We start from the raw sequence: 26,676 nt of genomic DNA, 5'->3' as shown, positions 1-26,676 counted from the left end.
AGATTCCACCTCGCGATGGACACCCTTGCCCTTGGCTAGCGGTTCCGACTACTACGGCCCGCAGTGGACTTTCACCACCAAGTTGGCGCCCATGCCGGGCGCACCAAAACAGGGGCACGCTTACTGTGTGCCCCTGTTGTATTAGCCAATTTAGATCAATTGGAAGTGCCGCAGCCCTTGGCCAATCCCGTCATGCATGTTATCGCCGGTCACGTATTCGGCCAGTGCCTTCATTTTGGGATTGCCGTTGCCCATCACCACAGGATGATCGACCAGCTTCAGCATCGGCTCGTCGTTCAGCTCATCGCCAAACCCGTAAGTGGGAATGCCGGTGAGCCCCGCCTCGGCGAGCAGCTTCAGAATACCGGTCCGCTTGGACACGCCGGCCAGCATGGTGTCCAGGCCGCGCGGATTATTGCGGACAAGGTCCAGCTGACCGGCAAACTGCCGGCTGTACAGGGCTTCCTTGTCCGTGTTGAACACGAACATAAAGTTGACCTCGTGGGTTTGGTACCAGTCTGGAATCACCTGAGCATCCAACTTTAATAGCGCAAAGTTTCGCCGTGTAGCTTCGGTCTCTTGGCTCAACGCGAAAGTTTGGTTGTTGAACCACGCCACCGGATCGCCTTGCTTTGCGGCAAAGGCGTTGAACGCCTCGATCAGTGGGGTCGGGATCACCGCCGCGTCCAGCTTGCGGCCCTCATACTGCACATAGCTGCCGTTGGCCGAGACGATCGAATCAATACCGGTTTGATCCAGCACATACTGAATCTCAAAAATGTTGCGGCCCGTCGCGACCACCGGCAGCACCTCGTTTTGGCGCAGCTGGTGGATGGCCGCCACCGTGCTTTTGGCCAGTGACTTATCATCGCGCAGCAGCGTGCCATCCAAATCGAAAAAGACAACTGCTTTAGGCATGCACATCGCCCTTTTCCATCGCGGCCTTAATGTTGGGCAGGGTCAGCTCGGCGGTCGACGGAAAGACGATGCAGGCCTCGTGCAGCTCTTCAGCATCCCCGATGCCGATTGACAGTTCACCGGCCGCGTTAATGCCCTGAACGCCCGCGGCCGCGTCTTCAATGCCGATGCAGGCCTCAGGCGCCAGGTCGATGCTTTCGGCAGCTTTGACGAAAATTTCCGGATCCGGCTTGCCGTGGGTCAGCGTGGCGGGGTCGACTATGTGCGGGAAGTAGTCGGTCAGCCCCAGGTTTTTCAGCACCCGCGGCGCGTTTTTCGACGCGGATGCCAGCGCCAGCTTGTAGCCGCCAGCCCGCAAGGCATCCAGAAAATCCTGGATCCCTGGCAAGATGTCGGCCGGGGTCAGCGTGTCGACCAGCTGCAGGTAACGCGTGTTTTTCTCGGTGGCCAGCGCTGTTTTTTCCGCCGGCGTGAAATCATGTTGCTTGCCGCCGTGCTTCAAAATCAGATCAAGCGACGCCATGCGGTCAATGCCCTTCAGTGCGTCGGCCAGTTCCTCGTCCCAGCCGTCCCCGACCTTATCGGCGATCTGCTTCCAGGCCTGTGAATGAAACCGCGCCGTGTCCGTGATCACGCCGTCCAAGTCAAAGACGGCGCCTTTTAGTTGTTCAAATGTTGTCATAAGTGCCTCCTAACGGTAGTCCACGGTCACAGGCTGCCCAGCCGTCAGTGCGACCGGCTTGCCTGCAACTGTGACTTGCAGATCCTGGTCCGCCTTCAGCGTGACTGCGTTATGATCAGCGGTGACTGCCACCGCTGCGCCCTGGAAGTGCAGCTGGTAATGCAACTGGTGCCACTGACTCGGCAGCTCTGGATCAAACCGCAGCTGCGAGCTAAGCAGATTCGCGCCGCCGTACAGGGACTCCTCCACGTACAGCGTGGCGCCCATCACGCCCAGGTGAATGCCTTCGGCGGTGGTGCCGCCTTGAATGTCGTAGTAGTCCGAGAACAGCGCCTGATGGAACAGCTTCCACGACTGGTCGCGGCGGTTGTCCATGCGCGTGAGGACCGCGTACACGATCCGCGACAGCGTCGAGCCGTGCGTCGTCCGCTCCAGGTAGAACTCCAGGTTCTGGGAAAAATGATCCGCCGGCAGCTGGTAACCCATGTCGGCGATCAGGCCCTCGATGGTGGCCGGATCCAGCAGGAAGTACGCCATCATGGTGTCGGCCTGCTTGGCCACCTGATAGGCGTCCGGCGTTTTGCCTTCCGCCTTCAAGATGCGGTCGATACGCGAAATGTCGCCGTACTTTTTCTGGTACGCGTCAAAGTCCAGCGTCGGCAGCTTGAAGTAGCCGGCGAACTGGCCGATGATGCCGTTGTCGTTGACGTCCAGGGTCAACTTGCGCCGCACGACAGCGAGCTGATCAAAGTCGTGCGCGGTAAAAGTGGCCCGCTTGGCGGCGGCCGCATATCCGCGCTTGGCGAATCGCGGTTTCAGCTTTCCAATCAGCTGAAATAGCCATGCCGTCATGATGTTCGTGTACGCATTGTCGGTGAGGCCGGCCTCGTCGCTGTTCGGGTAGCTTTCGTGGTACTCATCCGGCCCCATCACGCCGCTGATGTGGTAGCGGCCGGTGGTCTTATCCAGCGTCGCCATGCTCAGCCAAAACTTCGCGACCGACAGCAGCAGTTCCAGGCCCTGATCTTTCATGTACTGGTCGTCGCCCGTGATGTGCCAGTACAGCCAGGCGTCGTAGGCCACCGCCAAGGAGACATGGCGCTGGCGCCGCGAGTTGTCGGGGTCCCACTGGTTGGTCAGCGGGTTCAGGTGGACGAACTGCGATTGCTCGTCGCCTTTCATCCCCGACTGCCACGGGTACATCGCGCCTTGTTTGCCAATGCTTTGCGCATACGCGCGCGCCGCCGGCAGCCGCCGGTAGCGGTAATCGAGCATCGCCTTGGCAATTTTGGGCGCGTGGGTCGCGTAAAACGGCATGACGAACATCTCGTCCCAGAAGACATGACCGCGGTAGGCTTCACCGTGCAGCCCGCGGGCCCCGACCGAAGCGTCGAGCTGATTGCTGGCCAAGGCCGCGCCTGACACGAACAGGTGGAAAATGTTGACGCGGGTCAGCTTCTGGCTGATTGTGTCGCCTTGGATCGCAATGTCGTCGCCTTGCCAGACATCGCCGTAAAATGCCGCGGTGCTTTTTTCGGTATCGGCAAAGCTGACCTCATCCAGCTCATCCCAGACGGCGGTATCAAGCGGCGTCTCGCCGCTTTCTCGACTGGTGAACAGCGCGACCAGCTTGTCGATCGTGTAGGTCTTGCCCGGCTCGACGGTCAGGTCCACAGTTTGGCGAATCGCCTTGGCCCCGGTGGTGGTTTTCACCTGCTCGCGCAAGTCGCGGTTGGGGCTCGTCAGCTTGCTGCCGATGGCAAACGCAATGCCAGAATTTTTGGTGGTGCCGGTGAGCAGCGCCTTGTTGGCCGCACTGGCCATGCCCGTCACGGTGATGTGGTGCTGGTCGAACTGGTTGTAGCGCGCCACGTTTTCGTTCACGACGTCGCCGTCAATCGTGCCGTAGACCTGCACACTGCCGGCAAAATTCAGCGGCGTGAACTCGTAGCGAAGCGCGAGCCGGTGAAAATGGCGCATGTCCGCCACCTTGGTTGCGCGCACCATCATTTGATGCCCGGTGCCAATGGTCACCATCAGCGTCGTCGTCAACTGGCCGGTTTTCAAATCGAGGCTGCGGTAGCTGTCGGTGATGTCACTGTGGCGAATTTTGAACGGATTTGCGTGATCGATGCCGATGGTCAGCGCCTGCGGATTTGGCAGGTTGACCAGGTCTTCATTGACCACGTCGCGGCCATTAACCGGCGTCGTGTTCTGGTTGTAAACGCCGGCCACGTACAGGCCCGGATAGTTATCATCGTCCGCGCGGCTTTCCACATAGGCCCCGCGCAGGCCATAATAGCCGTTGCCGATCGTCAGCATCGCCTCTTGACCAAAGTTGCGCTTGCCCTGATACTCGCCGTAATAATCCAGGTGCCAACTGTTGTACGTCCGCTTGGCCTTGACGGCCTGGTCCAGGCCGGCCTTGGTCACGGTCGGCCGCGCCACCACTGGCACGTTGAACAGGTTGGTCAGCGCCAGCCCGATGTCGATGCGCTGGTGGTTCAGCCCCACGACCGTGTCGGAAAACGGATAGGTCAAGGGGTTCTCGATAATGATGGCGTCAAAGTCGACGCCGACTAATTTCACACGAATGTTTTCAAGGTTTTCGCCAATTGACTGGTCCGGGTCATACCGGATCACGATGTGCCGCGGCTGCATTTCCGCGTTTGCCTGGGGCACATCCATTTCAATGGCGTCCGTCAAGATCTTTAACGAGATTGTTCTCATTTAATCATCCTTTCAGAAAAGGGTACAAGATTATGTTAACTATTTTTGTCCCAAACGTCAAACTTGGTCAAACCCTGATCGTTTCCTGAGGTTACTTTAATCGTAGCAAACCCAGCCGCCAAAAGCCGGCCAGAGCCCTCGCCAAGTGGCAGCGTTGGCTAATGGCAACCATTAGCCGGACATACAAAAACGCCTCGTTTCGACTTTACGAAACGAGGCGCCTTACTTTACTTGTCTAACTGTTTGACGGCGGCCACCATGGCCGTGTCATCGTTTTGCAGCTTAGCTGACAGCAGCGTGATCAGTTTGGTCAGCGTGGCGTCGTTGGTTTGACCGGTCACTGGCAGGCCGTTGTCCTGCTGGAACTTCTGGACCGCCGTTTGCACGGTCGGGCCAAAGTAACCGTTGACCGTACCAACATCATAGCCCAAAGCGGCCAGCGAGGTCTGGAGCGACTTCACATCGGTACTTTCGTCGCCGAGCTTCATGTTCGCGGTAGCAAAACCGGCGATCTTGGCCCAGGCCGGATAGTCGGCCTTGATGGTCGGCGTCAGGCCCTTATGGTTGATCCAAGAACCGTTGGGCGTCAGCCACTTGGCAATCGTCAGCTTGACCTCGGCGTTGTCGCCAAGCTGCGCAACATTTTGCACGGTGCCCTTGCCGTAGCTCTGGCTGCCGATCAGCGGCACCCCGGCGCTTTGGTTCCAGGCTGCGGCCAGAATCTCGGAGGCCGAGGCGGAATCGCCATCGATCAAGACGGCGATTGGTTCGGTGATCTTGAAGCCCTCATCGTAGCCCTTGCCGGCCTTGTAAACCTGGGTCTTGCCGGCGCGGTCTTGGACCTTGACGATGGTCTTGCCGTTCTTCAGCCCCATCGACGCCATCTTCAGCGCCGTGTTGAGCTCGCCGCCGCCGTTGCCGCGCAGATCCACGACGAACTTCTTGGCGCCTTCCTTGCGCAGCTTTTTGACTGCGTTTTCGAACTGGCCCGCGGTCGGCTCGGAGAAGGTCGCGACGGTGATCACGCCGACGGACTTGTCGGTTTGGTTCAGCGCCGAGGTGACGGTCGCCTGAGTGATCCGCGCCCGCGTCATCGTCACGGTTTGATCGCTGCTGTCGCGGCGGATGGTGACCTTGACGCTGGTGCCGATCTTGCCGCGGATCTTGGCAACGGCCTCAGTGACAGATTTTTTCTCAACGGACTTGCCGTTGACCGCGATCAGCTGGTCGCCTGCGCGCAGCCCCGCCTTTTTGGCCGGACTGGTCGGCTGGACGCTTTGCACCGTCAGCTTGGTGCCATTTTGCTCGATCGTGGCGCCGATGCCGCCGAAGCTGGCGGACATGGTGTCATCCAGATTCTTCTTATCCTCGTTTTGCAGGTACGTCGAAAACTTGTCGTCCAGGCTTTCCATCATCCCGTTGATCGCCCCGTTAGCCAGCTTGGTCGACGAAATCGGCTTGTAGTAATTCGCCTTGATGGAGTTGTACGTGCCGATGACCTTGTAAAAGGCCGGCGGCACCGTGATCTTGTCGCTCGGGTTGAGCTCCGGATGCAGCGCGTAGCCGAGGCCACCGCCGACCAGCAGCGCGACCACGGCGATCAGGGCCGTTGCCCACTTGGAAAAGCGGTACGGCATGCGCTTTTTGCCTGGTTCTGGCGTGGGCGTTGGGTTTGGCGTTGGCTTGGGCGCCGGGGTCGGCGTTGGGTTTGGCTGCTGGTTTTCTGGGTCGTTATCCATACTTTAGTTCCTTCCGACGTGTTCGTGGCTCAGGTACATGTTGTACGCCTCGTCAAAGACACTCATGCTCGGCAGATAGCCGGCGTTCAGCTCCAGGTAATTGGAGAGCTTTTCAAAATCAGTTTCCTGCTTGGGAAACGCCTGGTCCAAGAAGGCATTTTGCGCAAAATTGGCGATTTCGCCGTGGTCATTCGGGTTGCGCAAAGTCATCAGGTACTGGTAAAAGGTTTGGCGCATTAGGCGTCCCTCCAGTTTTTGTCGATGAATTCCTGACGCTGCTGGTGCTCCTCGGCAAAGCGCCGCGGGTTGTGCGCGTAAAACTGCTGGTGCTCAGGTTCGGCCTCGTAAAACGGCTTGGCGTCCTCGATTGAAGTCACAATTGGCTTGTCGAAGCGGCCGCTGGCTTCAAGCGCCGCCTTTGACGCCTCGGCCGCCTTGCGCTGCGCCTCGTTGGCCACGTAAATCACCGGCCGGTAATTGTCGCCGCGGTCCTGGAACTGACCCATGGCGTCGGTCGGATCGGTTTGCTGCCAGTAAGTGTTGAGCAGGTCCTCATACGAAACGACACTCGGGTCATACGTGATCCGCACGGCCTCGGTGTGGCCCGTCTCGTGGGCCTTGACCTGCGCGTAGGTTGGGTTGGCGACATGCCCGCCGGTGTACCCGGACACCACGTTCAAAATGCCTGGCTGCTCCTCGAAGGGCTTGACCATGCACCAAAAGCACCCACCTGCAAAAATTGCTGTTTCTGCCATCACAATTTCCCCCTTATCTCACACTCGAGCCTGCCGCTTACTTTTTCGGCAGGTAAACCGAGAAGTCGATCTGCGAGTTAGGCAGGTCGATCTTAGTGGCCTTCAGCTGCATGCCGTTAGCCATCTTGAATTTGTTCAAGTCTAGCACAACCGTCTTCTGCTTGCTATTCATCCTGACCCAGTTGGGCAGTTTGTAATTGCTGGCGGCATAACCCATCACGTACGAGATCGGCACCGGCAGACTGCCGACGTTCAGCCGGCGCGCCTTGAGCTCGACGTTGCCGTTTTTCAGCACCAGCGGATCAAACAACAGGCTGAAGCCGACTTTTTGGCCGAAAAACTTGAACGACCCGCCGAGCACGGCCTGGTCAGCCAAAGTCAGCGAGTACTTCACGCTGCTGCCTTTTTGAAAATCGTTAAGGTAATAAGAAATGATCTCGTTGGCCTGGCGCTTGGTCAAGGACACGGTCATCGCCGGGTCGCCAGTCGTGGTGTCTTGCGTCGAATAGCTTTGGGCGACCGGCGTCAACACCGAATGCCCCAGCCAGACGCCGGTGCCAAGCATCAGCCCGATCAGGATCAGGAACGCCCATTGCCACAGGTTAACGCGGCCGCGGGCCCGTGTGTTTTCAGATTTGGTGGCCCGTTTGCGGGTCTTTGCTTCTCGCATACTTATTTCTCCCAGGATTGCTTAGTTGCTTGCATTTTCTTCCAGAGCTGCGACGTCATCAGCGCATACCCGGCGTTGTTCGGGTGGAAGTGATCCGACTCGAAGATCAGCGGGTTCTTGCTGCTGCCGGACATGGCCGATTCCAGCTTTGCCTTGTCGGACTTGCTGTTGGCCTGCGTGCCGGTACCCTTGGTCAGCACCGAATCGATGTCGACATAGTACATGTGATCAAAGTCGCCCAGGGCCGCCTGCGTCGCATTATTCCAAGTCTTCACGCTGGTGCTCATCGCGGTCAGATTGGGAAAATAGACGTAGAAGGGATTATAGACGCCGAACACGTACACCGGCGCCTTCGGGTTCAGCTGCCGCAGCGCGGTCAAAAGACTGGTCAAATGGCGCTGGTAAGTGGCTGCGCCGTCGGTGACGTCCTTCGTCGAAATCGACAGCAGGTTCTTTTGCAGCACGTGCATCAGGTCGTTGCCGCCGACCGTGACGGTCAAAATGTCGGCGTGCTCGACATCGGTGCGCAGCTTTTTCTGCTTGTTCACGCGCTTGAGGATCTGCGTGCTGGTGTCACCGGTCACGCCGTAGTTTGAGGTGTCGACCTGGTAGACGCCGGAGCTTTCCAGGTCGGCCTGTATCAGGCCAACATAGCCGCCGTTGTTGGTCTCATCGCCAACGCCGTGGGTCAGGGAATCCCCGACTGCGGCCAGGCGCAGGGTCTTGACCTGCTGCACCTGCCCTTTGAGTTGAATCGGCTGCGCCTTGGGCCCCGCCACCTGCCAGATCAAGAACGTGACCACAGCCGAAGCGAGGACGATCAAGACACTTAACCACCAGTGTTTTTTCATGGGTCCTCCTTAACTAAAAAAAGAGCCGGGAAACCCGACCCGAATGTATCTATTTTAGTCGACGTAGTACGTGATTGCAAAGGCCCCATCGCCGGTGTGCGTGGCGATCACCGGATCGGTCGGCCGCACCAAGAGCTCCGCAGTTGGCAGCGCGGCCTTGACCTTGGCGCCGATTTCCTCGGCGAGCTTTTGACCGCCGGCGTAGGACACGCCGACACTCTTGACGTTGCCGAGCTTGGCCATTTGCTGAACCGTTTTATCGGCGAAGTTGACCAGCGTCTTCATGCCGCGGCCTTTTTGCAGGGCCTTGAGTTCGCCGCCGGTGACTTCGAGGATCACCTTGATGTTGAGCAGCGATGACAGCATCCCCGACACGCGGCTGATGCGGCCGCCCTTGACCAAGTTGTCCAGCGTAGAGACGCCCATCACCAGCTTCGTGTGGTCGCGGATCTGTTCCATCCGCTTGATCACGTCGGCCATCGGCTTGCCCGCCTGGATCAGCTTGGCGGCCTCGATCACCTGGAACGCCAGCGCGCGGTCGGTGAACTGCGAATCCACCACCGTCACCTTGCCCTTGCAGAGCTCCGCGGCCTGGCGCGCGGAGTTGACCGTGCCGGAAATGGCCTCGAGCATGTGCACGGCCAGCACTTCGCTGCCGTCAGCGGTCAGGTCGTTGAACACATCGAGAAAAGTCCCAATCGCCGGCTGAGAGGTTTTTGGCAGCGCTGAGGCCGCCGCCATCTTATCCATAAACTCGGCGCGCGTGATGGTCTCACCGTCCACATACACGGTGGAATCGATCATAATCGTCAGCGGAATGACGTGAATGTCGTACTTCGCGATTTCTTCCGGGGTCAACTGAATTGATGAATCCGTCACCAGTTTGATGTTTGCCATTTGAGCCACGCTTTCTGTAGGTAATTTTGCACTGGGTTCAGTATACCAAAGCATGCCCCTATTTGTCAGTAACAGGGCACTTAGTTTTGAACACTAGATAAGATTGTTTTACCATCTTCATCATGGTATTATAAACGTAAAGAACCAGGGAGGTTGCCGATGCAATTGAGTAAACCATTTAAATCAACGTATTATAACTTCAATGACCAGATGCTGAGCGCCGTCACCCACGCGTTCGCGCTGGGCCTTTCCGTGGTCGGCACGGTCGCTTTGGCCTTCAAGGCCACGACGCCGCTGCGGCTGGTCACCTTCCTGGGGTTCGGCTTTTCGCTGATCATCTTGTACCTGGGCTCCACGCTGTTTCACGGGTTCTACTTCACCAAGGCGCGCCATGTCCTGCAAGTGATCGACCACTCCAGCGTCTTCATCCTGATTGCCGGCTCGTATCTGCCCTACTGCCTGGTCGCGATCGGCGGCTGGCTGGGCTGGACTTTGCTGGCGGCGATCTGGCTGCTGTGCGCCGCCGGCATCGCGTACAAGCTGTTCTTCCTCGGCCGCTTTCGCGGGGCGGAAACGGCAATCTACGTGATCCTGGGCTGGATGTGCCTGATCGGCATGCAGCCGCTCTGGGCGCACCTGGGCCGCATCGGCTTCTGGCTCCTGGTGGCCGGCGGTGTGGCCTACACGTTCGGCGCGCTGCTTTACTCGCAGAAAAAAATCCCATACATCCACGTCGTTTGGCACGTGTTTGTCATGATCGGCTCGGCCTGCATGTACGCCTCAATTTACCTGTTCGTTTAAGTTTATAAAAAGTGCCGACGCGGAGAAAAAAACCGTGTCGGCATTTTTTTATGACTATGATTTGCGCTGCCAGGTCTCAAACACGTGGGTCTTGCGCGGGTCAGGGTCGATGACTTCACGGCTGGCCACCTGCTTGAAGGCGGCCCAGTCCAGCGCAGGCATTTTGACGTCGCCGGCAAAGGTCCCTGCCAGCTTGGTCACGTACAGCCGGTCAACGATGTCGGCATAGGCGGTGAAGATCTGCGCACCGCCGACAATCATCAGGTGCTGCTTGGGGTGCGCTTCAGCAAATGCCAACAGCGCCTGGCGGTCGTGAATCACCACGGCGCCTGGGGCCTGGTAGTCCGCCTGGCGGGTCAGCACGATATTCGTGCGACCGGGCAGCGGGCGCTTGGGCAGACCCTCGTAGGTCGTCCGCCCCATCACCGTCAGCTGGCCGAGCGTGAGCTGCTTGAACTGATGCAGGTCATCGGGCAGGTGCCACGGCAGCTTGCCATTTTTACCGATGGTGCCGGCTTGATCCTGGGCCCAAACAAATGCGATCATCGTGTCCTCCTGTGGTGGTCAGACCGCGACCGGTGCCTTGATGGCGGGATACGGGTCGTAATCCTTCACCTTGATGTCTGCCATGGTCAGTGTGTCGATGGTCTTACCCGGCGCCAGCACCAACTGCGGGCTGTTGCGCGGCGTGCGGCTGAGCTGCTCGGCGACCTGGTCGACGTGGTTGGTGTAAATGTGCGCATCCCCAAACGTGTGGATGAATTCCCCGACCTGCAGCCCGGTTTCCTGGGCCACCAGGTGGGTCAGCAGCGCGTAGCTGGCGATGTTGAACGGGACGCCGAGGAACATGTCGGCGCTGCGCTGGTACAACTGCAGCGAGAGCTTGCCGTCATTGACGTAAAACTGGTACAACGTGTGGCACGGCGGCAGTGCCATGGTGGGCACGTCCTCCGGGTTCCAGGCCGAAACAATCAGGCGCCGTGAATCCGGCGTTTTTTTGATTGCCTCGATCACGTTGCCCAGCTGGTCGATAGTATCGCCGCGGCTGGTTTCCCAGGCGCGCCACTGCTTGCCGTAGACGTTGCCGAGGGTCCCGAATTTTTTGGCGAAGGCTTCGTCTGCCAAAATTTTATCATCGAACGCCTGCATTTGCGCCTGATAGACCTTGGCAAATTCCGGGTCCTTGAGCCGGCGCTGGCCGAAGTCGGTCATGTCCGGACCCGTGTACTCAGGGGATTCGGCCCAGCGCTCGAAGGCCCACTCGTCCCAGATGTGGTTGTGGTGCTGCAGCAGGAAGCGAATGTTGGTGTCGCCGTGCAAAAACCACAGCATCTCGCTTTTGATCAGGCCAAATGGAACCTTTTTCGTCGTCAGCAGCGGGAACCCTTGGCTCAGGTCGAACCGCAGCTGCGCCCCAAAAATCGAATAGGTCCCGGTCCCGGTGCGATCGCCTTTGAAATCCCCGGTTTCCATGATCCGCTTGAGCAGGTCCAGGTAAGGCTGTTCTGTGACTGGCATCGTCTTCCTCCTAATCTGATACGTACTCATCAAGTGCGGCAAAGCGATCGAACATTTTATCCAGCGCGGCGTTTTTGTCATCGATCTGCTTTTGGAGGTCGCCCAGCTTGACATAATCCTCGCCGCTGATGGTGCTCATTGCTTTCTTCAGCGCCGTGATTTCATCATCCAGCGCATCCATTTGCTTCTGCAGGTCGTCGTGCTCGATTTGCTCCGCGTAGGTCAGCTTGGTTTTCTCGGCCGACGCTTCGGGCTTGGCCTCAGCCGCTTGCGGCAGCGGCTTGGCTTTGGGGGCGACATCCTGTTGCTCGTCTGCCCGCATTTTCTTCAGGTAGTCGGTGAACAGGCCAACGTGGCGGTCGATGCGCCCGTTACCCTCGAAGAACAGCAGGTTGTCGGCCACTTTATCCAAGAAGTAGCGGTCATGCGACACGGTGATGATGGTGCCCGGAAACTGCCGGAGGTAATCCTCCAGCACGGTCAGCGTGGCGACGTCAAGGTCGTTGGTCGGCTCATCGAGCAGCAGCACGTTGGGCTGGCTCATCAAGATCCGCAGCAGGTACAACCGACGTTTTTCCCCACCGGACAGACGTGAGATCAGCTCACCGTGCATGCTGCGGGGAAACAGGAACTGCTCAAGCAGCTGGGTGACGGAAATGCGCTCACCCGCATTGGTGACCAGCTCCTCACCCGCCTCTTGCAGGTAGGCGATCACGCGCTTGGTCGGGTCCAGGTCGACCGCGAGCTGCGTGTAGTAGCCCAGTTTGACGGTCTCGCCCAGTACGCAGGTCCCGCTGTCCAGCTTGACCTTGCCGGCAATCACGTTCAAAAGCGTCGACTTGCCGGCGCCGTTGAGTCCCGAAATACCGATGCGCTGGCCCGGCTGCACCAGCCAGGAGAAATCGTTCAGAATGCGGTGGCTGCCCAGCGTCAAATTGGCGTGGGAAAATTCGATGACCTTTTTGCCCAGGCGCGTGGACGCCACCTTCATTTCGACGGTGCCGTTTTGGGCCGGCTGGCTGTTCATGTTTTCCTTCAGCTCGTCAAAACGGTTGATACGCGCCTGCTGTTTGGTCGTGCGGGCCTGCGCGCCGGCGTGCATCCAGTCGAGCTCCTGCTTGTACAGCTGCTGCTGTTTGTGAGAGCTGGCGGCGTCGCGAACGTCCGCGGCCGCCTTTTGTTCGACGTAGGCCTCGTAGTTGCCAGTGTATCGGTGCAGCTGGCCGCGGTCGAGCTCCCAGATCGCGTTGGTCACGTGATCAAGGAAGTAGCGATCGTGAGTGACGACCAAAAGCGCGCCCTTGTACTTGGCCAGGTAAGATTCAAGCCAATCAATGGAGTCAAAATCCAGGTGGTTGGTCGGCTCGTCCAGCATCAAGAGGTCCGGCGCTTCGATCAGCACCTGAGCCAGGCCGACCCGCTTCTGCTGGCCGCCGGACAGGCTGCCAATCGTTTGATTGAGGTCGGAAATGTGCAGCTGAGTCAGGATCGTCTTGATGTTGGTCTCTGCATCCCAAGCGTCCAGCTGCGTCATTTTGGCGTCGGCCTTGGTGTAGGCCTCCTGAGTGGCCGCGTCCATGGGCGCTTTGGTGTATTCGGCGAGTGCCTGTTCATACGTACGAATCGCGGCAAACACCGGCGAAGTCCCACCGTAAATGGCGTCCATAATTTGCTTGTCCGGATCCAGCGCCGGCTTTTGTGCCAGGTAGCTGATGCGGTAATTTTTCGGCGTCGTGATGTCACCGGCGTCAAACGGATCAATGCCGGCGATGCCATTCAGCAGGGTCGTTTTACCGGTGCCGTTGACCCCGATCAGGCCGATACGGTCACCTTCGTTGATCAAAAAGTCTAAATCAGTGAACAGTTGCTTATCGCCGTACGCCTTGCGCACGCCTTCCGCAGTCAATGTTTGCATAGTCATCCTCGCTTCTTCTGTCCACCATCATAACATGGAATCTGGACCGTGAAAATTGCGCCGCTTCGCTCAGAACGCGCAAAAAGGCGGTCAGGTTCGCCACCTGGCCGCCAATTCAAAATTTGCTCACCACATTATTGCTTTGCCGCTGCCAGCAGCGCCTGCTGGTCATTCGGCAGCTCCCCAAACACGACGGCACGTTCCAGGCGGTTCAGCGTCTGCCCCAGCTGGGGCCCCGGCTTGAAGCCGCTGGCCATCAGCGTTTTACCGTCAATCGCCAGCTCTGCCTTATCGTGAATCGGCAGTGCGGCGTAGGCCGCCTGGCTCTGGGCAACGTCGAAACTCGCATCCAGCGCCCGCCGCGCCACAAACGCCACGTTGGCGGCCGCTTCGCCGGCCTGATACAGCGCCCAGGCGTCGGCCTCAGGCAGCTGGGCCAACAGCTGGGCGGCGCTGGCCGTCAGGCGGATCAGGTCGTTGGCCTGCTTCCAAGCGCGGAGCAGCTTTTCCGCGTTCAGGCCCGTCAGATGCACGAGCAGGGTCCAGCCGATTGCAGGCGCCGTAAATTGCGGCGCCGTCAAGGCAGCCAGCTGACGCAGCGCCGTGTCCTGTCCTTCAAGCTTCGGCGCATACGCGTACAGCCCGGTGTCGATGAAGGTGGTCAGTCCCGCCTGGCGGTCCCGCCCCAGCAGCAGCTTGGTGAACTCGGTGGCTGTACGTTCGACAGAAATTTTCGCCAGCAGGGCCGCGTTGGTCGTGATCGCACTTTCGGTGGCCGGGTCGATGGCAAAGCCCAGCTGGCTCTGGAAACGGACGGCCCGCATCATGCGCAGCGCGTCCTCGTGGAAGCGCGCGTGGGGGTCGCCAACCGCTCGCAGCACCTTGTGGTCAAGGTCGGCAAGGCCGTCGAACAGGTCGATCACGGTCCCGTCGTGGCGCACCGCCAGCGCGTTGACCGTGAAGTCGCGGCGCTTGAGGTCCTCTTTTAGGGAACGCACAAAAGTGACATGGTCGGGCCGGCGGAAGTCCTGGTAGCCGGATTCGGTTCGAAACGTCGTCACCTCATAGCCGACGCCGTGGTGCAGCACCATCACCGTGCCGTGCTGGATGCCAGTGTCGACGGTGCGGGGAAAAATCTGCTTGATTTCCTGCGGATAGGCGGAGCTGGCGATGTCGACGTCGTGGATCGGCAGACCCAGCAAGGCGTCGCGCACACTGCCGCCGACAAAATAGGCCTCAAAGCCGGCTTCCTCAATTTTTTTCATGATGGGGATCGCCGCTTGGAAATCCGGATGACTCAAATCGATTTGCATGTCCTCGCTCCTTTTTCTCCCCTCCATCATAGCAAACTCACCGCACCCTGACTAAGGTCTGGTAGTATAAGGGTGATAAGTCTGTTCAAGGAGGGGCCGCGATGACGAAAAAAACACAGCGAATGGTGATGGATCTGGCGCTGATTACACTGGGGTGCGCCTTGTACGGCTTCGGCCTGGTCACCGTCAACATCGCCAACCACCTGGCGGAAGGCGGCATCACAGGTATCACGCTGCTGATCCGCTACTGGTGGCACATCGACCCCGCCTACTCTACCCTCGTCCTCAACATTCCACTGATCATCGTCGGCTATAAATTCCTCGGCAAGCGCGCCTTAGCTTACACGATTTACGGCACGGTGATGCTGTCGGTGTTCCTGTGGGTCTGGCAGCGCGTGCCGGTCAGTTTGGACATTCACCACGACCTGTTCATCGCCGGGGTCATGGCCGGGCTGTTCGGCGGCATCGGCAGCGGCCTGATCTACCGCCGCGGCGGCACCACCGGCGGCTCGGACGTCATCGCCCGCATTTTGGAAAAACAAACCGGTATCCCGATGGGTCGGTCGCTGCTGACCTTTGACGTGGTCGTGCTGCTGGCCAGTCTGTCCTATCTGGACCTGGAACGGATGATGTACACCCTGCTGGCCAGCTACGTGTTCTCCCGCATCGTCGACTTCGTGCTGGAAGGCGCGTACGCGGCCAAGGGCGTGCTGATTGTCTCCGACTCGTCTGAGGCAATCGCCAACGCCATCATGAATCAGCTGGAGCGCGGCGCGACGTACCTCAAAGCGGAAGGCGGCTTTGCCCGCGACCAAAAGCGCGTCGTCTACGCGGTCGTTGCCACCACCGAAATTGCCGCGGTCAAGCGCATCATCGACGACATTGACCCCAAAGCCTTTATCACGATTTTGGACGTGCATGAGGCACTGGGCGAAGGCTTCACCTACAAGCGCAAACCCAAGCGGCTGTTTCTCAGCTGAGCATGACAAAAGCCTTCCGCTGCAAGCGGAAGGCTTATTTTAGTCTTGCGTTTCGTCGGTCAGCTCATCGAGCCGATCCTGCATCTCAACGTCGTCCGGCACCAGCTTCAAGTAACGGGTCAAAGCCGCTTTCAACTCGGCTGTGGCACCAGTGGACTGGAAGAAGTCGATAATGTCGTGCAGGAAATCCGCGGATCCCTGCAGCGCGTTAAACGCGAGCAGGTAATTCTCCCGGGCCTTAGCGACGTCATCCAACCGGTCGTAGCTTTTCGCCAGATTCCAGTAAATTTGCGGATCGACCTCGTCGGACTTGTCCAGTGCCTCCAAAAAGGCCACGTTGTCTTCGTCTTTGTGCTGGGCCAGCAGCAGGTTGCTCCAGGACAGTGCAACGGCCTGGTTTTCCGGATCAATGGCGCGCGCCTTTTTCAGGTAGCTTTCGGCCAGCTCCAGGTTCTCTTCCTTGATCGCCAGGCTGGCACCCAAGGCGAAGAGCTCAGGATTGGTGGCGTCCTGCTCGATGCCTTTTTGCACGGTGGTCAGCGCGGCCGCCTCGTCGCCGTTTTTCTGCTGGGCCATGGCCAGCGGCAGGTAGGCGTTAGCAAAGGACGGGTCGCCTTCAATCAGGCCCGTCAGCGTTTCGATCGCGTCCTTGGGTTGATCCAGCTGGCTGTACAAGCTGCCCAGCTGAAGCAGGCTGTCAGGATCCAGCTTCGCGGCTCCGACGTCTTCGTACACGGCCACTGCGTCTTCATACTGTCCCAGATGGGCCAGCGTGGCCGCGTAACGGGCTTTGATGTCAACATGGGCCAGTGAGTCCACCCCAGCGTTGATCAGCTGAGAATACGCGAGCGCGGCCTGATCATCGCGGCCCCAGGCGAAGTACAACTCCCCTAGGGCAAACGTGACCACCGGCTCGTCAGGCACCAGCTTTTGGGCCTCCAGCAGCTTCTGCTCGGCGACTTCGTACAGGCCCTGGGTCTGGTAGACGTCCGCTTCGGCCAGCAGCGCCTGCGGGTACGCGTCGGAGTCTGGCGTGACCTTGGCCAGCAAGTTGAGCGCCTCATCGGTGTCACCATCGCCCACGGCAATGTCCGCCAGCGCCGTTTTGATCTCGTCTTCATCCGGGTACTTGCCCATCAGCTCTTGGTAAAGCCGCTTGGCCTGCCCGGTGAAGCCTAGCGCGTATAATTCGCCGGCCAGGTTGAACTTGGTTTCGTCGTCGTCGTGCTTTAAGACGGATTGGAACAAGTTGCGCGACTCTTCCATCTTACCCTGCTCGAGGGCTTGGAGCATCTGCTCAGAATAGCTCATAACTACCTCCTGAAAAAACGGGCTCGAACAACTAGTGTTCGAACCCGTTTCGATAAACCTATCATTGCTCCAAGGAGACTACTTAACAGCGTCCTTGAGTGCCTTACCAGGCTTGAATGCAGGTACTTTTGATGCAGGGATCTTGATCTCTGCGCCAGTTTGCGGGTTGCGGCCCTTACGAGCAGCGCGTTCGCGTACTTCGAAGTTACCAAAGCCGATCAGTTGAACCTTCTCGCCTTTAGCCAAGGAAGCCTGGATGGAGCTAAATACTGCATCTACAGCTGCCGTTGCATCCTTCTTTGTCAAGCCGGTTGAAGTTGCAACATTTTCGATCAATTCTGCTTTATTTGCCATGATCTATTCACCTCCGTATAGATTTGGGTCAATCACCCAAATACCCAATCTTGGTTTCCAAGAATGAGGAAACAATGATAAACCGGTATCACCATTTCAATTTTCAAGATAACACACAAACCCCGGCGTAGCAAGGTTTTTTCCCATTATCATCAAAAAAGTAGAAGGGATATGAAAACATATCGCTGAAAAGGAACCAGATACTCTCGGGCTTGGGTAAACCCCGTTATTTCCGCTTTCTGGCGATTAAATGAATCGGCGTGCCCTCAAAATCGAACGTCTTGCGCAACTGGTTAATGAGAAAGCGCTCATAAGAGAAGTGCAGCAGGTCCGGATCGTTGACGAAAACCACGAATGTCGGGGGTTTGACGGCCACCTGCGTCATGTAGTAAATGCGCAGGCGCTTGCCGTTGATCGTCGGCGTCGGCGTGACCGCCAGCGCATCGAGCAAAACGTCGTTGAGTACAGCACTCTGAATGCGGCGATTCTGATTTTCTGAAACCGTCTGGATCATTGCCGGCAGGTTTGTCAGGCGCTGATGAGTCTTTGCTGATACAAAAACGATCGGTGCGTAGTCCAGGTACTGGAATTCGTCTCGCACGTGCTGTTCAAATTCCTGAATCGTGTGGTTATCTTTCTCTTTTAGCGTGTCCCACTTGTTGACCACGATGATGATCCCGCGGCCGGCTTCGTGTGCGTACCCGGCAACCTTTTTATCCTGCTCGCGAATCCCGGTTTCCGCATCCAGCACCACCAACACCACATCGGAGCGGTCGATTGCCCGCAACGCGCGCATGACGGCGTATTTTTCCGTGCTTTCATACACCTTGCCGCGTTTGCGGATCCCGGCGGTGTCGATCATGGTGAACTCCTGGCCGCCGTGCTCGAACTTGGTGTCGATCGCATCACGTGTCGTGCCCTCGATGGGGCTGACAATGACCCGTTCTTCGCCCAGGATGGCATTGACCAGCGAAGACTTGCCGACATTCGGCCGGCCAATGAAGGAAAACTTGATCGAGTCGTCCTCAGTGTCCTGGCCTTCGTCAGGAAACGCGGCAAACACCGCGTCCAGCACGTCGCCCAGGCCAATGCCATGGCTCCCAGACAGCGGGTACGGCTCGCCAAAGCCCAGACTATAAAAGTCGTAAATGTCGTTGCGCCGCTCCGGGTTATCGACCTTGTTAACGGCGAGCACCACCGGCTTGTCTGCCTTGTAGAGGATCTGCGCCACGCGCTCGTCGGCGTCGGTGACGCCGGCTTCGACACTGGTCAGAAACAGGATCACGTCGGCCTCATCGATGGCGATTTCCGCCTGGTCCGAGATCTGCTGCAAAAACGGCTCGTCGCCGATGTCGATCCCGCCGGTGTCGATCAGGGCAAATTGCCTGCCCAGCCATTCGGCCTTGGCGTAGATCCGGTCCCGGGTCACACCTGGGGTGTCTTCGACGATTGAGACACGCTCGCCGATCATGCGGTTAAAAATCGTCGATTTGCCGACATTGGGCCGGCCGACGATTGCTAATGTGGGGAGTACCATAGAATTATCTTCCCTTTCTATAAAACCGGACCCCTTCAGGTAATGGGGCCCTCGCGTTTGGAGGTGCGACCAAGTGCGCACCTCATCTAATCGGGCTACGGCTTGGCAGCTAACGCACGTCACCCTGTAGCTCGCTTTGCTCGTACAGGCTGATCAACGCCTGAGCGCTTAGCTACGCCCAAGGACTCGCCGCCAAAATACGGCGGCAATGCCTTGGGCTATGATCAGACTGTAGCCGTTCATGGCGTACAGTCTGACATGCGTAGCGGCTAATCGTCAGGCTAAGTACGCCAAGCCTGCGCACCTTCGCACCTTATATATAAAAACCGAGGCATCTCTGCCTCGGCCAAAAAGCAATTGCTTACTTGTTGTCTTTGTCGTCCTTCTCATCGTTCGGCGTGCTCAGGTTCTTCAGCGCGTCGCCGAGCAAATCGCCCATTGAGAAGCCTGAATCGTCCTGCTGATATTCAGCCGGAATCTGAGTGTGTTCGCTGCGGCCGCCACGACGGCCACCGCGATCGCCGCCACGACTGTTGCCACCGCGGTTATTGTTGCCGCCGTTGCTGCGTGGGCGATCGTCGCTGCTGCCTTCAGGCGCTTCGGTCAGCGCTTTGATGGACAGCGCCAGACGGTGCTGATCTGGGTCAACAGACAAAACCTTGACCTGAATCTCTTGCCCTTCGCTCAGAACATCCTGAGGCGTTGCAATGTGCTCGTGAGAAATCTGGGAAATGTGAACCAGACCCTCAACGCCAGGGAAGACTTCAACAAATGCGCCGAAGCTGGTCAGGCGCTTAACAGTCCCGGTCAGAACAGAGCCGGCCGGTGCCTTTTCTTCGATGTCATCCCAAGGCTGCGGCAACGTCGCCTTGATGGACAGGCTGATGCGGTTGCGATCAGGATCAACGGCCAAAACCTTGACCTTGATGTCCTGACCAACCTTCAGCACGTCGCTTGGCTTGTCAACGTGATCGAAACTGATTTCGGACACGTGGACCAGACCATCGACGCCGCCAAGGTCAACGAACGCACCAAAGTTGGTGAGCCGGGCAACCTTGCCTTCAACCGTGTCGCCAGGCTGGATCTTCGCAAAGATCTCCTTGCGAGCTTCAGCCTTGCCGGCTTCAACAATCGCACGGTGAGACAAGATCAAGCGGTTTTCGCTTGGCTCGATCTCGATGATCTTGAATTCCAGTTCCTGACCCTTGTACTGAGACAGGTCTTCAACGAAGTGGTCGGAAACCATGCTTGCTGGGACGAACCCACGCACGCCGGCGTTAACGACCAAGCCGCCTTTAACGACGGATGTGACTGGTGCGGTGATGGTCTCACCGGCATCGGCCTTGGCCTGGATGTCTTTCCAAACCTTTTGGGCTTCGAGGCGACGCTTGGAAAGCAGGTACTGACCGTTTTCCTTGTCCTTGCCGATCGTGGAGATCACGACCAGGTCGAGCTTGTCGCCGACTTTAGCAACCGAGTTGATGTCATCGATTGGCTGAGTGGATAACTCTTTAAGAGGAACGACACCCTCAACGCCGGTGCCCTCGATCCCTACAACCAGTTGCTTGTCTTCGACTGCTAATACTTCACCTTTTACGGTGTCGCCGATGTGAACAGTTTCAACGCTCTTCAGCGCGTCCGCCATTGTTTCGGTGTTTTCGCTTGACTCATTCTTTTCACTCATGCCAGAAAATTCCTCCTATACGACTGTCATACTTAATCTATTGTACCCGATACGGGGCAAAATACCAACATTTAGTTTTGCGTTTTTAACCGCTTTTTGTTGACAATGTCAATGATGGTTTGCACCTCGTCATCGATTGTCATGTGACTGGAATCGATTTCAACGGCATCGGCCGCTTTGCGCAGCGGCGAAACCGCGCGCGTCGAGTCCTTGCGGTCGCGCTCGGCGATCTCTTCTTCCAGCTTGGCAACCGGCGTCATGATGCCCTTTTCCACGTTTTCCTTGTACCGGCGCTGGGCGCGCGTCGCGACCGAGGCGACCATGTAAATTTTCACCTCGGCGTCAGGCAACACGGTCGTGCCGATGTCGCGGCCATCCATCACAATGTCGTGATTGGCTGCAATTTCGCGCTGACGGCGGACCATTTCCTCGCGCACCTTGGGCAGTGCCGACACCTGGCTGACGTTGTTGGTGGTTTCCTCCTGGCGAATGGCCAAGGTCACGTCCTGGCCGGCCATGAAGACCAGCTGGCCGTCTGGACTGGGCTTGAAGGTGATGTCCAGCCCGCGCAGTGCGGCCATGATCGCGGCCTCGTCCCCGTAGTCGATGCCCTTTTGCTTGGCCATGACGGTCGCCGTGCGATACATCGCCCCGGTGTCACAGTAGATGAACCCCAACTTGGTGGCGACTAACTTGGCAATGGTGCTTTTGCCCGACCCCGCCGGGCCGTCAATGGCAATCTGCATACTGAAAACTCCTCCTCGCTGGCTTGGGGCAGCCCCCGCGCCGCTTACTGCAGTCATTATACCCAAAAAAGAGCCGAGGGTTCGCCTCGACTCACTGAATTCTTATTTGATTCGCACTGATTTGCCAGGGGTCAAGGTGCCTTGACCGTTCCACTGGTAGAATTGGCTGAGCGAAATGCCGTGGTTAACCGCGATACGATAAGCGTTATCCCCTTGCTTGACGGTGTAGTAACCCGCCGCCGTGCTAGAGCTGGATGACGCGCTGCTCGAGGAGGCAACGCTGGATGAGCTGCTTGCCGGCGTGCTGCTGGAAGCCGTGCTGCTTGAGCTGGCCGGCTGTGTACTGCTCGATGACTGGCTGCTCGATTTGCTGCTGGAGGCGCGGTGCTTTTTCTTCTTGCTGCTGGTGCTTGAGCTCGACTTCTTACTGCTGCTGGAAACAGCAATTTTATCATTGCTATTATTATTACTGGAGTTGCTGGAAATCGCGTTATAAGCCACCGGCACGATAATGAACAAGGCGATCAGGCCCCATAAGACGTACTGAAGCACCCTGGTACCGCGAGATTTTTTGCGCGTCGCGACTCGGGAAAGGTTGCCCTCGTCATCGCGATCGTCTTCGAACTGCTTATTCCACGGTTGGCTCTTGTCCGCGTCATCAGGCTGTTTGTGATCGGTTTTCTTATTCATTGAAACGGTCCTCCTTGCATACTAGAGCTATTGTATCATATTTAATCACGTCGATTTTTAATTCTGTTTAAAGATGCGCCCGAAAATTTGTTGCCAATCCTGGGATTGGCGGGGTTTGACCGCGGCCCCCGGGGCCAGCTGAGCGACCACCGCGGCCGTCAGTGCGCCGCAGCAAAAGTCGGTGTGGGCAGCGCCGGTGGAGTCAAAATGCCGCAGCAGCGTGGTCCGCTTGCACTCGCTGGTGGTCGCAAGGGCCGCGATGGCCTCAAAGCTCTTCTGCTTCTCCCCACGCCGCGAAGCCAGTTGGGCTTCCACCCGCGCTTGCGTGAAGCCGGCCTGAATGTAGGCCTCAATCAGGGCCACTTGCGGATCGTCGAAGTCGGTGTAGGCACTGGGGTGCTTGAAAATGGTCTCGATCAGCTGCTGGTCCGGCAGGCTGGCCGCAAACTGGCCAGCACGGTTCAGGTCGTTCGGCTCAAGCAGCACCAGCGTCGCCGACTTTTGCCCGTCGCGGCCGGCGCGGCCGATGCCCTGCGAATAGGCTTCAAGCGATTCCGGCAGGTGCAGGTAAAGCACTAAGCGCACATCGGGCTTATCGATGCCCATGCCAAACGCGCTGGTCGCACAGATCACTGCCAGCTGGTTGGCCATGAACTGCCGCTGGATCCGGTCGCGCTCAAGCGTGGCCAGCCCTGCGTGGTAAAACGCGGCGGCAATGCCTTGCGCCTGCAGCAGCTGAGCATAACGCTCCGCCTCTTTCTTGCGGTCAAAATATAAGATCTTCGGTCCTTGCACCTGCTGGACCACCGCCAGCGCCCGGGCCTGTTTTTGCTTGGGGCCTTCGACCGTTTCAAAGCCCATGAACAAGTTTGGCCGGTCGACCGAGGTGATCAGGCGCTTCGGCTGCGTCAAGTTCAGTCCCTGGATGATGTCTTGCTGCACCTTCAGCGGCGCGGTGGCCGTCAAAGCCAGCGTCGCGCCTGGCTGCAAGGCCCGGCGAAACTGGCCGAGCTGCAGGTAGGCCGGACGAAAATCCGGCCCCCACTGCGAGATGCAGTGGGCCTCGTCCACGACAAACAGGCTGACGGCAAGCCGTCGCAGCTGCGCCAGCACATCGGGGCGCCCCAGCGTCTCGGGCGCCAGGAACACAAATTTTTCGCTGGCCAAATGGTTCAGCACTTGGTTAAAGTCGGCCGGCAGCAGCCGACTGGACAGCGACACCACCCGCTTTTCGCCACTGGCCTGAAGGCGAGCGACTTGGTCCTCCATCAAGGCCAATAACGGCTCGACCACCACGACCAGCCCATCCAGCAGGCGGCCCGGCAGCTGATAGCACAAGGTCTTCCCGCTGCCGGTGGGCAGCACGCCGAGCACGTCTTCGCCGTTTAAGACCGCCCGAATAATCTCCGCCTGGCCAGGCCGAAAGTCGCTGAAGCCAAACTGAGTATTTAAGTAGGACTTTAAGTCAGCCACGCGGCCACCTCCCCTGCAGATTCAAGATTTGAAACAAGCGCACATGGAAAAACTCGGCGTCAGGCAGCGCGGCCAGCAGCTTTTGATAGTCCTGCTCGTGCGGATCCGCCGCCGCAAACGCGTGAAGCAAGGCGGGCGGATAGAGCGCCTGGATGGGCGGCTGCCAGCCAAAAATCGCGGCCGCCAGCAGGTGCTCGTTGACGGTGCTGGGCTTGAGGTGCAGGGAAAGGCCCACCTGCTCGCGCGTCTGCCCGGCATCGATCAGCTGGCAGGCGCGGTAATTGCTGGGCGACAGCAGCGCCACGCGGCCGCCCCACAGGCTTTGCAGCGCTGGCCAATCAGTGTGACCAGCGATCAGCGCCACCAGCTGGGCCAGATCGTCGAGGTGCCTGAATTCGCCGGCCAGATTTTCGGCCTGCGCCCCGCCGACGAAATCGTGGCCGATCAGGTGCTTGGCCAGCCGATCGGCCGAAGCCGCCGGCAGCAGCGCAAACGCCGCGGTGAGCTCGCCGGCAAAATCGGCGTGCCGCGCCTGGCCGTACCAGCGGCGCACGTACTGCTGGACCGCCCAGTCCCGCACCGCCGGCTGGTAATGGTTGTTGTGATACGCCGCCTCGGAAACCGCCTGAACGCCCAGCAGCAGGCGCAGCTCAAACTCGCGCACGCCCATCCAGGGCTGAAAATGCGTGGGCAAAGCCACCCGCCTGGCGGCCGCCGCCTTAGCCTGCGGATCTGCCAGCACGAGGCCGGTGGCCGTGCTGGTCAAGGCGCCGCTTGCCACCAGCTGCTTGATCGCCGCTTGAAAATCCTTGCGCGCCAGCGTAGGGTAAAGCTGAAGCCACTGCAGCTGGCCGTGCTGGAGCGCCGCAAATAAGACCGACAGCGTCTTTTTGCCGTTCAGCAGCATGTACGCCGCAGTTTCGCGCCGCGGCTGGTCATCGAATAATTGCACCACAAAATCTGTTAACATCTTTTCCCTCGGAAGTGAGTCTATGAAACCAGTATACGCGCATGTCGACCGGGCTGCCTGCATTGCTTGCGGGCTCTGCCAAATGCTGGCGCCCAAACTGTTTGATTACGACAGCGAAGGCATCGCCAGCTACCACCCGGACGGCAACACCGGCACCAAGCCGGTTGATCCGGCCGATTTGATCGATTTGAAAATTGCCTTTCGCCGCTGCCCGACCGGTGCGATTCAGCACAGCGAGCAGCCATTTAACGATAACCAGAAATAGATTTCGCAGTCAGCGCGGGCTGGCTGTTTTTGTTTGTTCCCAGTGACACCTTTTAAGCTTTTTGTTTCATAACGTGGTTCCACCGTTCCCTGTTCCCCCCGTATACTAACGGTGAACAAGTAAAGGAGTCGATAATTGATGAAAGTCATCACTGTTGAGGAACATTTTGAATCCGCCAAGGTCACCCAGGCCATGGCCGCCGCTGCCGGTCAGCAAAGCCGGCCAACCGTCAGTTCAGAAATGGCGCATTACATGCAAACGACCCTGCCGACGCCGGCCATCATGCAGGACGTGGCCAAAGATCGGCTGGAAATCATGGACCGCTATGACATCGATATGCAGGTCCTCTCATATGGCAATGCCCAGCCGCAAAACCTCGCCCCTAAGGACGCGGTGCCGCTGAGCCAGCTGGCCAATGACGAGCTCGCCAAGGCCATTCAAGTCGCCCCGACGCGTTACGCCGGCTTGGCGGTATTGCCAGTTGGCGATCCGCAAGCGGCCGCCCAGGAGCTGCACCGGGCAGTTGAACAACTCGGCCTCAAAGGTGTCCTGCTCAAAGGCAATTACGCCGGCAAATTCTTTGATGACCCGTTCTTCTTCCCGATTTTCCAGGCGGCCGCCGACCTCAACGTGCCGGTGTACTTCCACCCGTCGTTTGTACCGCCGGTCATCACGCAGCACTACTTTGAAAGCGACCACTGGTCCGAAGTCGTGTCCGGGATTTTTGGCAGTGCCGGCTACGGCTGGCACATGGACGTCGGCATTCAGGTGATGCGCATGATCCTGTCAGGGATTTTTGACAAGCTGCCCAACCTCAAGCTGGTATCCGGTCACTGGGGCGAACTGGTCCCGATGTTCCTGGAGCGCCTGGACGACGAGTTGGACCAGTATGCCGGGCTCAAGCGGCACTTCTCCGCTTACTACCGGGACAATGTTTATGTGACGCCAAGCGGCATCCTGAGCCAGCCGCAACTGAACTTCCTGCTGGAAGAAGTGGGCGCTGAGCACATCCTGTACTCGATCGACTACCCTTACAAGCAGCCAGAAAGCGCCGCGACCTTCCTGACTGACGCCAAGCTTTCCGTCAGCCAGCGCGAGGCCATTGCGCATGGCAACGCCGAGCGCGTCTTCAACCTAAATTAAGTCATCAAAAAAAGGCATCGTCTGCAGGCGATGACTTTTCGTTTACCTCAATTACTGTAAGTGGGTGGCCCGTTGCTGCTGGGCGCGCTGCTTTTCCAGCCACGGCATCAAGGCCCTGGCAATGGCGAAGAACACGACCGACACCACTGCGCCTTTGATCAGGTTGAACGGCACGACGCCGATCAGCACGTAGCGAGTCACGGACATCCCCAGCGGGAAGCTCATCACGGCCAGGTACATCGGCATGATGATCACCCAGTTGAGCAGGCTCATGATCACGGTCAAACTCAGCGTGCCAAGCGCCAGGCCAGAGATTTCCCGGCCCAGGCCACTCTTTGGCTTCATGGTCATGACGACCGGCAGCATGAAGCCGACCGAGGCGATGAACGCCGCCAAATCGCCGATCAAATTGACAATGCCGCCGCCCGTGAGAACAAAGTGCAGCAGCGAGCGGACAAACGCGACCATGATGCCGCCGGTCGGCCCGTACAGCAGGCCGCCAAGCAGCACCAGCAAGTCGGACAGGTCCAACTTGAGAAACGGAAACATCGGGATAATCGGAAACGCCAGGTACATCATTAAGACGAACCCGACCGCCGACAGCAATGCGATCCCGACTAAACGGTGAACTCTAGAACCAGACATGAAATATCCCTCCATGTGGTTGCTTCAGAGAGGCCTGCGCCAAGGCGCGAAAAAAGACCCATTTACCCAGGGGGTAAACAGGCCTTAGC

At 58.4% G+C, this 26,676-nt stretch carries 26 protein-coding genes; 4 read left to right on the top strand and 22 right to left on the bottom strand.

The annotated features are described in order from the left end of the window. Window positions 1-150: 150 nt before the first annotated feature. From EKM86_RS02305 to EKM86_RS02265, 9 genes are all read right to left on the bottom strand, one after another. On the bottom strand, window positions 151-918 hold the full coding sequence (locus EKM86_RS02305) for a Cof-type HAD-IIB family hydrolase (RefSeq protein ID WP_125754902.1): 768 nt from the start codon (window positions 916-918) through the stop codon (window positions 151-153). Next, complete coding sequence (gene pgmB / locus EKM86_RS02300) at window positions 911-1,600, bottom strand: beta-phosphoglucomutase (RefSeq protein ID WP_125754901.1); 690 nt, start codon at window positions 1,598-1,600, stop codon at window positions 911-913. The genes EKM86_RS02305 and pgmB overlap by 8 nt, the downstream gene beginning before the upstream one ends. Before the next feature lie 9 nt (window positions 1,601-1,609). Beyond that, window positions 1,610-4,330, bottom strand: coding sequence for a glycoside hydrolase family 65 protein (locus EKM86_RS02295; protein ID WP_125754900.1), 2,721 nt, complete (start codon window positions 4,328-4,330; stop codon window positions 1,610-1,612). Between the two features lie 227 nt (window positions 4,331-4,557). Continuing rightward, window positions 4,558-6,069 (bottom strand): S41 family peptidase, encoded by a 1,512-nt coding sequence (locus EKM86_RS02290; protein ID WP_225419336.1) that lies wholly within the window; start codon window positions 6,067-6,069, stop codon window positions 4,558-4,560. Window positions 6,070-6,072: 3 nt separating this feature from the next. Beyond that, window positions 6,073-6,306, bottom strand: a complete 234-nt coding sequence (locus tag EKM86_RS02285; protein ID WP_125754899.1) for a YozE family protein — start codon at window positions 6,304-6,306, stop codon at window positions 6,073-6,075. Beyond that, a complete protein-coding gene (msrA, locus tag EKM86_RS02280) occupies window positions 6,306-6,827 on the bottom strand; it encodes a peptide-methionine (S)-S-oxide reductase MsrA (protein ID WP_191988009.1) in 522 nt (173 codons plus the stop codon). The genes EKM86_RS02285 and msrA overlap by 1 nt, the downstream gene beginning before the upstream one ends. A 34-nt stretch (window positions 6,828-6,861) precedes the next feature. After that, window positions 6,862-7,494: a YpmS family protein gene (locus EKM86_RS02275; protein ID WP_125754897.1), complete on the bottom strand. Its 633-nt coding sequence runs from the start codon at window positions 7,492-7,494 to the stop codon at window positions 6,862-6,864. Window positions 7,495-7,496: 2 nt separating this feature from the next. Next, entirely contained in the window at window positions 7,497-8,345 is an 849-nt protein-coding gene (locus EKM86_RS02270; RefSeq protein WP_125754896.1) for an SGNH/GDSL hydrolase family protein, read from the bottom strand. A 54-nt stretch (window positions 8,346-8,399) separates the two neighbouring features. Beyond that, a complete protein-coding gene (locus tag EKM86_RS02265) occupies window positions 8,400-9,242 on the bottom strand; it encodes a DegV family protein (RefSeq protein ID WP_125754895.1) in 843 nt (280 codons plus the stop codon). A 159-nt stretch (window positions 9,243-9,401) separates the two neighbouring features. Between EKM86_RS02265 and trhA the strand changes: the two genes are divergently transcribed. Then, window positions 9,402-10,043 (top strand): PAQR family membrane homeostasis protein TrhA, encoded by a 642-nt coding sequence (trhA, locus tag EKM86_RS02260; protein WP_125754894.1) that lies wholly within the window; start codon window positions 9,402-9,404, stop codon window positions 10,041-10,043. A 54-nt stretch (window positions 10,044-10,097) separates the two neighbouring features. Here the strand turns inward: trhA and EKM86_RS02255 are convergent, their stop codons facing one another. The 4 genes from EKM86_RS02255 to EKM86_RS02240 all read right to left on the bottom strand — a co-directional run bounded on the left by EKM86_RS02255 (window position 10,098) and on the right by EKM86_RS02240 (window position 14,789). Beyond that, entirely contained in the window at window positions 10,098-10,589 is a 492-nt protein-coding gene (locus EKM86_RS02255) for a dihydrofolate reductase (RefSeq protein ID WP_125754893.1), read from the bottom strand. Between the two features lie 18 nt (window positions 10,590-10,607). Next, entirely contained in the window at window positions 10,608-11,561 is a 954-nt protein-coding gene (locus tag EKM86_RS02250; RefSeq protein WP_125754892.1) for a thymidylate synthase, read from the bottom strand. Between the two features lie 10 nt (window positions 11,562-11,571). Beyond that, window positions 11,572-13,476, bottom strand: a complete 1,905-nt coding sequence (locus EKM86_RS02245) for an ABC-F family ATP-binding cassette domain-containing protein (protein WP_125754891.1) — start codon at window positions 13,474-13,476, stop codon at window positions 11,572-11,574. Between the two features lie 134 nt (window positions 13,477-13,610). Continuing rightward, window positions 13,611-14,789 (bottom strand): CCA tRNA nucleotidyltransferase, encoded by a 1,179-nt coding sequence (locus tag EKM86_RS02240; RefSeq protein ID WP_125754890.1) that lies wholly within the window; start codon window positions 14,787-14,789, stop codon window positions 13,611-13,613. 101 nt (window positions 14,790-14,890) lie between these two features. Here EKM86_RS02240 and EKM86_RS02235 point away from each other — a divergent pair, with 101 nt between their 5' ends. Beyond that, window positions 14,891-15,769 carry a YitT family protein gene (locus EKM86_RS02235; RefSeq protein ID WP_125754889.1) on the top strand — a complete coding sequence of 293 codons (879 nt, stop codon included), beginning with the start codon at window positions 14,891-14,893 and terminating at the stop codon, window positions 15,767-15,769. Between the two features lie 39 nt (window positions 15,770-15,808). Here EKM86_RS02235 and EKM86_RS02230 read toward each other — a convergent pair whose 3' ends face one another. The 8 genes from EKM86_RS02230 to EKM86_RS02195 all read right to left on the bottom strand — a co-directional run bounded on the left by EKM86_RS02230 (window position 15,809) and on the right by EKM86_RS02195 (window position 24,534). Next, entirely contained in the window at window positions 15,809-17,080 is a 1,272-nt protein-coding gene (locus EKM86_RS02230) for a tetratricopeptide repeat protein (protein WP_125754888.1), read from the bottom strand. A gap of 78 nt (window positions 17,081-17,158) precedes the next feature. Beyond that, window positions 17,159-17,434, bottom strand: a complete 276-nt coding sequence (locus tag EKM86_RS02225) for an HU family DNA-binding protein (protein WP_125584527.1) — start codon at window positions 17,432-17,434, stop codon at window positions 17,159-17,161. Window positions 17,435-17,660: 226 nt separating this feature from the next. Beyond that, the gene (gene der, locus EKM86_RS02220) at window positions 17,661-18,971 is read right to left on the bottom strand and encodes a ribosome biogenesis GTPase Der (RefSeq protein WP_125754887.1); all 1,311 of its coding nucleotides are present in this window, start codon (window positions 18,969-18,971) and stop codon (window positions 17,661-17,663) included. A gap of 361 nt (window positions 18,972-19,332) precedes the next feature. After that, window positions 19,333-20,655: a 30S ribosomal protein S1 gene (rpsA, locus tag EKM86_RS02215; protein WP_125754886.1), complete on the bottom strand. Its 1,323-nt coding sequence runs from the start codon at window positions 20,653-20,655 to the stop codon at window positions 19,333-19,335. Window positions 20,656-20,726: 71 nt separating this feature from the next. Then, window positions 20,727-21,401, bottom strand: a complete 675-nt coding sequence (cmk, locus tag EKM86_RS02210) for a (d)CMP kinase (RefSeq protein WP_125754885.1) — start codon at window positions 21,399-21,401, stop codon at window positions 20,727-20,729. Window positions 21,402-21,503: 102 nt separating this feature from the next. Next, window positions 21,504-22,091: a LysM peptidoglycan-binding domain-containing protein gene (locus tag EKM86_RS02205; protein WP_125754884.1), complete on the bottom strand. Its 588-nt coding sequence runs from the start codon at window positions 22,089-22,091 to the stop codon at window positions 21,504-21,506. A 57-nt stretch (window positions 22,092-22,148) separates the two neighbouring features. Next, on the bottom strand, window positions 22,149-23,564 hold the full coding sequence (locus tag EKM86_RS02200) for a RecQ family ATP-dependent DNA helicase (RefSeq protein WP_164506133.1): 1,416 nt from the start codon (window positions 23,562-23,564) through the stop codon (window positions 22,149-22,151). Beyond that, the gene (locus tag EKM86_RS02195) at window positions 23,557-24,534 is read right to left on the bottom strand and encodes a hypothetical protein (RefSeq protein WP_125754882.1); all 978 of its coding nucleotides are present in this window, start codon (window positions 24,532-24,534) and stop codon (window positions 23,557-23,559) included. Before EKM86_RS02195 ends, EKM86_RS02200 begins: the two co-directional genes overlap by 8 nt. A 22-nt stretch (window positions 24,535-24,556) precedes the next feature. On the opposite strand from EKM86_RS02195, the gene EKM86_RS02190 reads away from it, so the two are divergent. Continuing rightward, the gene (locus EKM86_RS02190) at window positions 24,557-24,799 is read left to right on the top strand and encodes a ferredoxin (protein WP_125754881.1); all 243 of its coding nucleotides are present in this window, start codon (window positions 24,557-24,559) and stop codon (window positions 24,797-24,799) included. A 138-nt stretch (window positions 24,800-24,937) separates the two neighbouring features. Next, window positions 24,938-25,942 (top strand): amidohydrolase family protein, encoded by a 1,005-nt coding sequence (locus EKM86_RS02185; RefSeq protein ID WP_125754880.1) that lies wholly within the window; start codon window positions 24,938-24,940, stop codon window positions 25,940-25,942. Between the two features lie 51 nt (window positions 25,943-25,993). Here the strand turns inward: EKM86_RS02185 and EKM86_RS02180 are convergent, their stop codons facing one another. Beyond that, complete coding sequence (locus tag EKM86_RS02180; protein WP_379909871.1) at window positions 25,994-26,602, bottom strand: ECF transporter S component; 609 nt, start codon at window positions 26,600-26,602, stop codon at window positions 25,994-25,996. Between the last annotated feature and the right edge of the window lie 74 nt (window positions 26,603-26,676).

Origin of the sequence: Lacticaseibacillus hegangensis, assembly GCF_003946465.1 — a bacterium.
In the GTDB taxonomy this organism is placed as follows: Bacteria; Bacillota; Bacilli; order Lactobacillales; family Lactobacillaceae; genus Lacticaseibacillus; species Lacticaseibacillus hegangensis.
The sequence above is the reverse complement of the archived record's forward strand: the minus strand, read 5'-3'. Positions and strand labels throughout refer to the sequence as shown.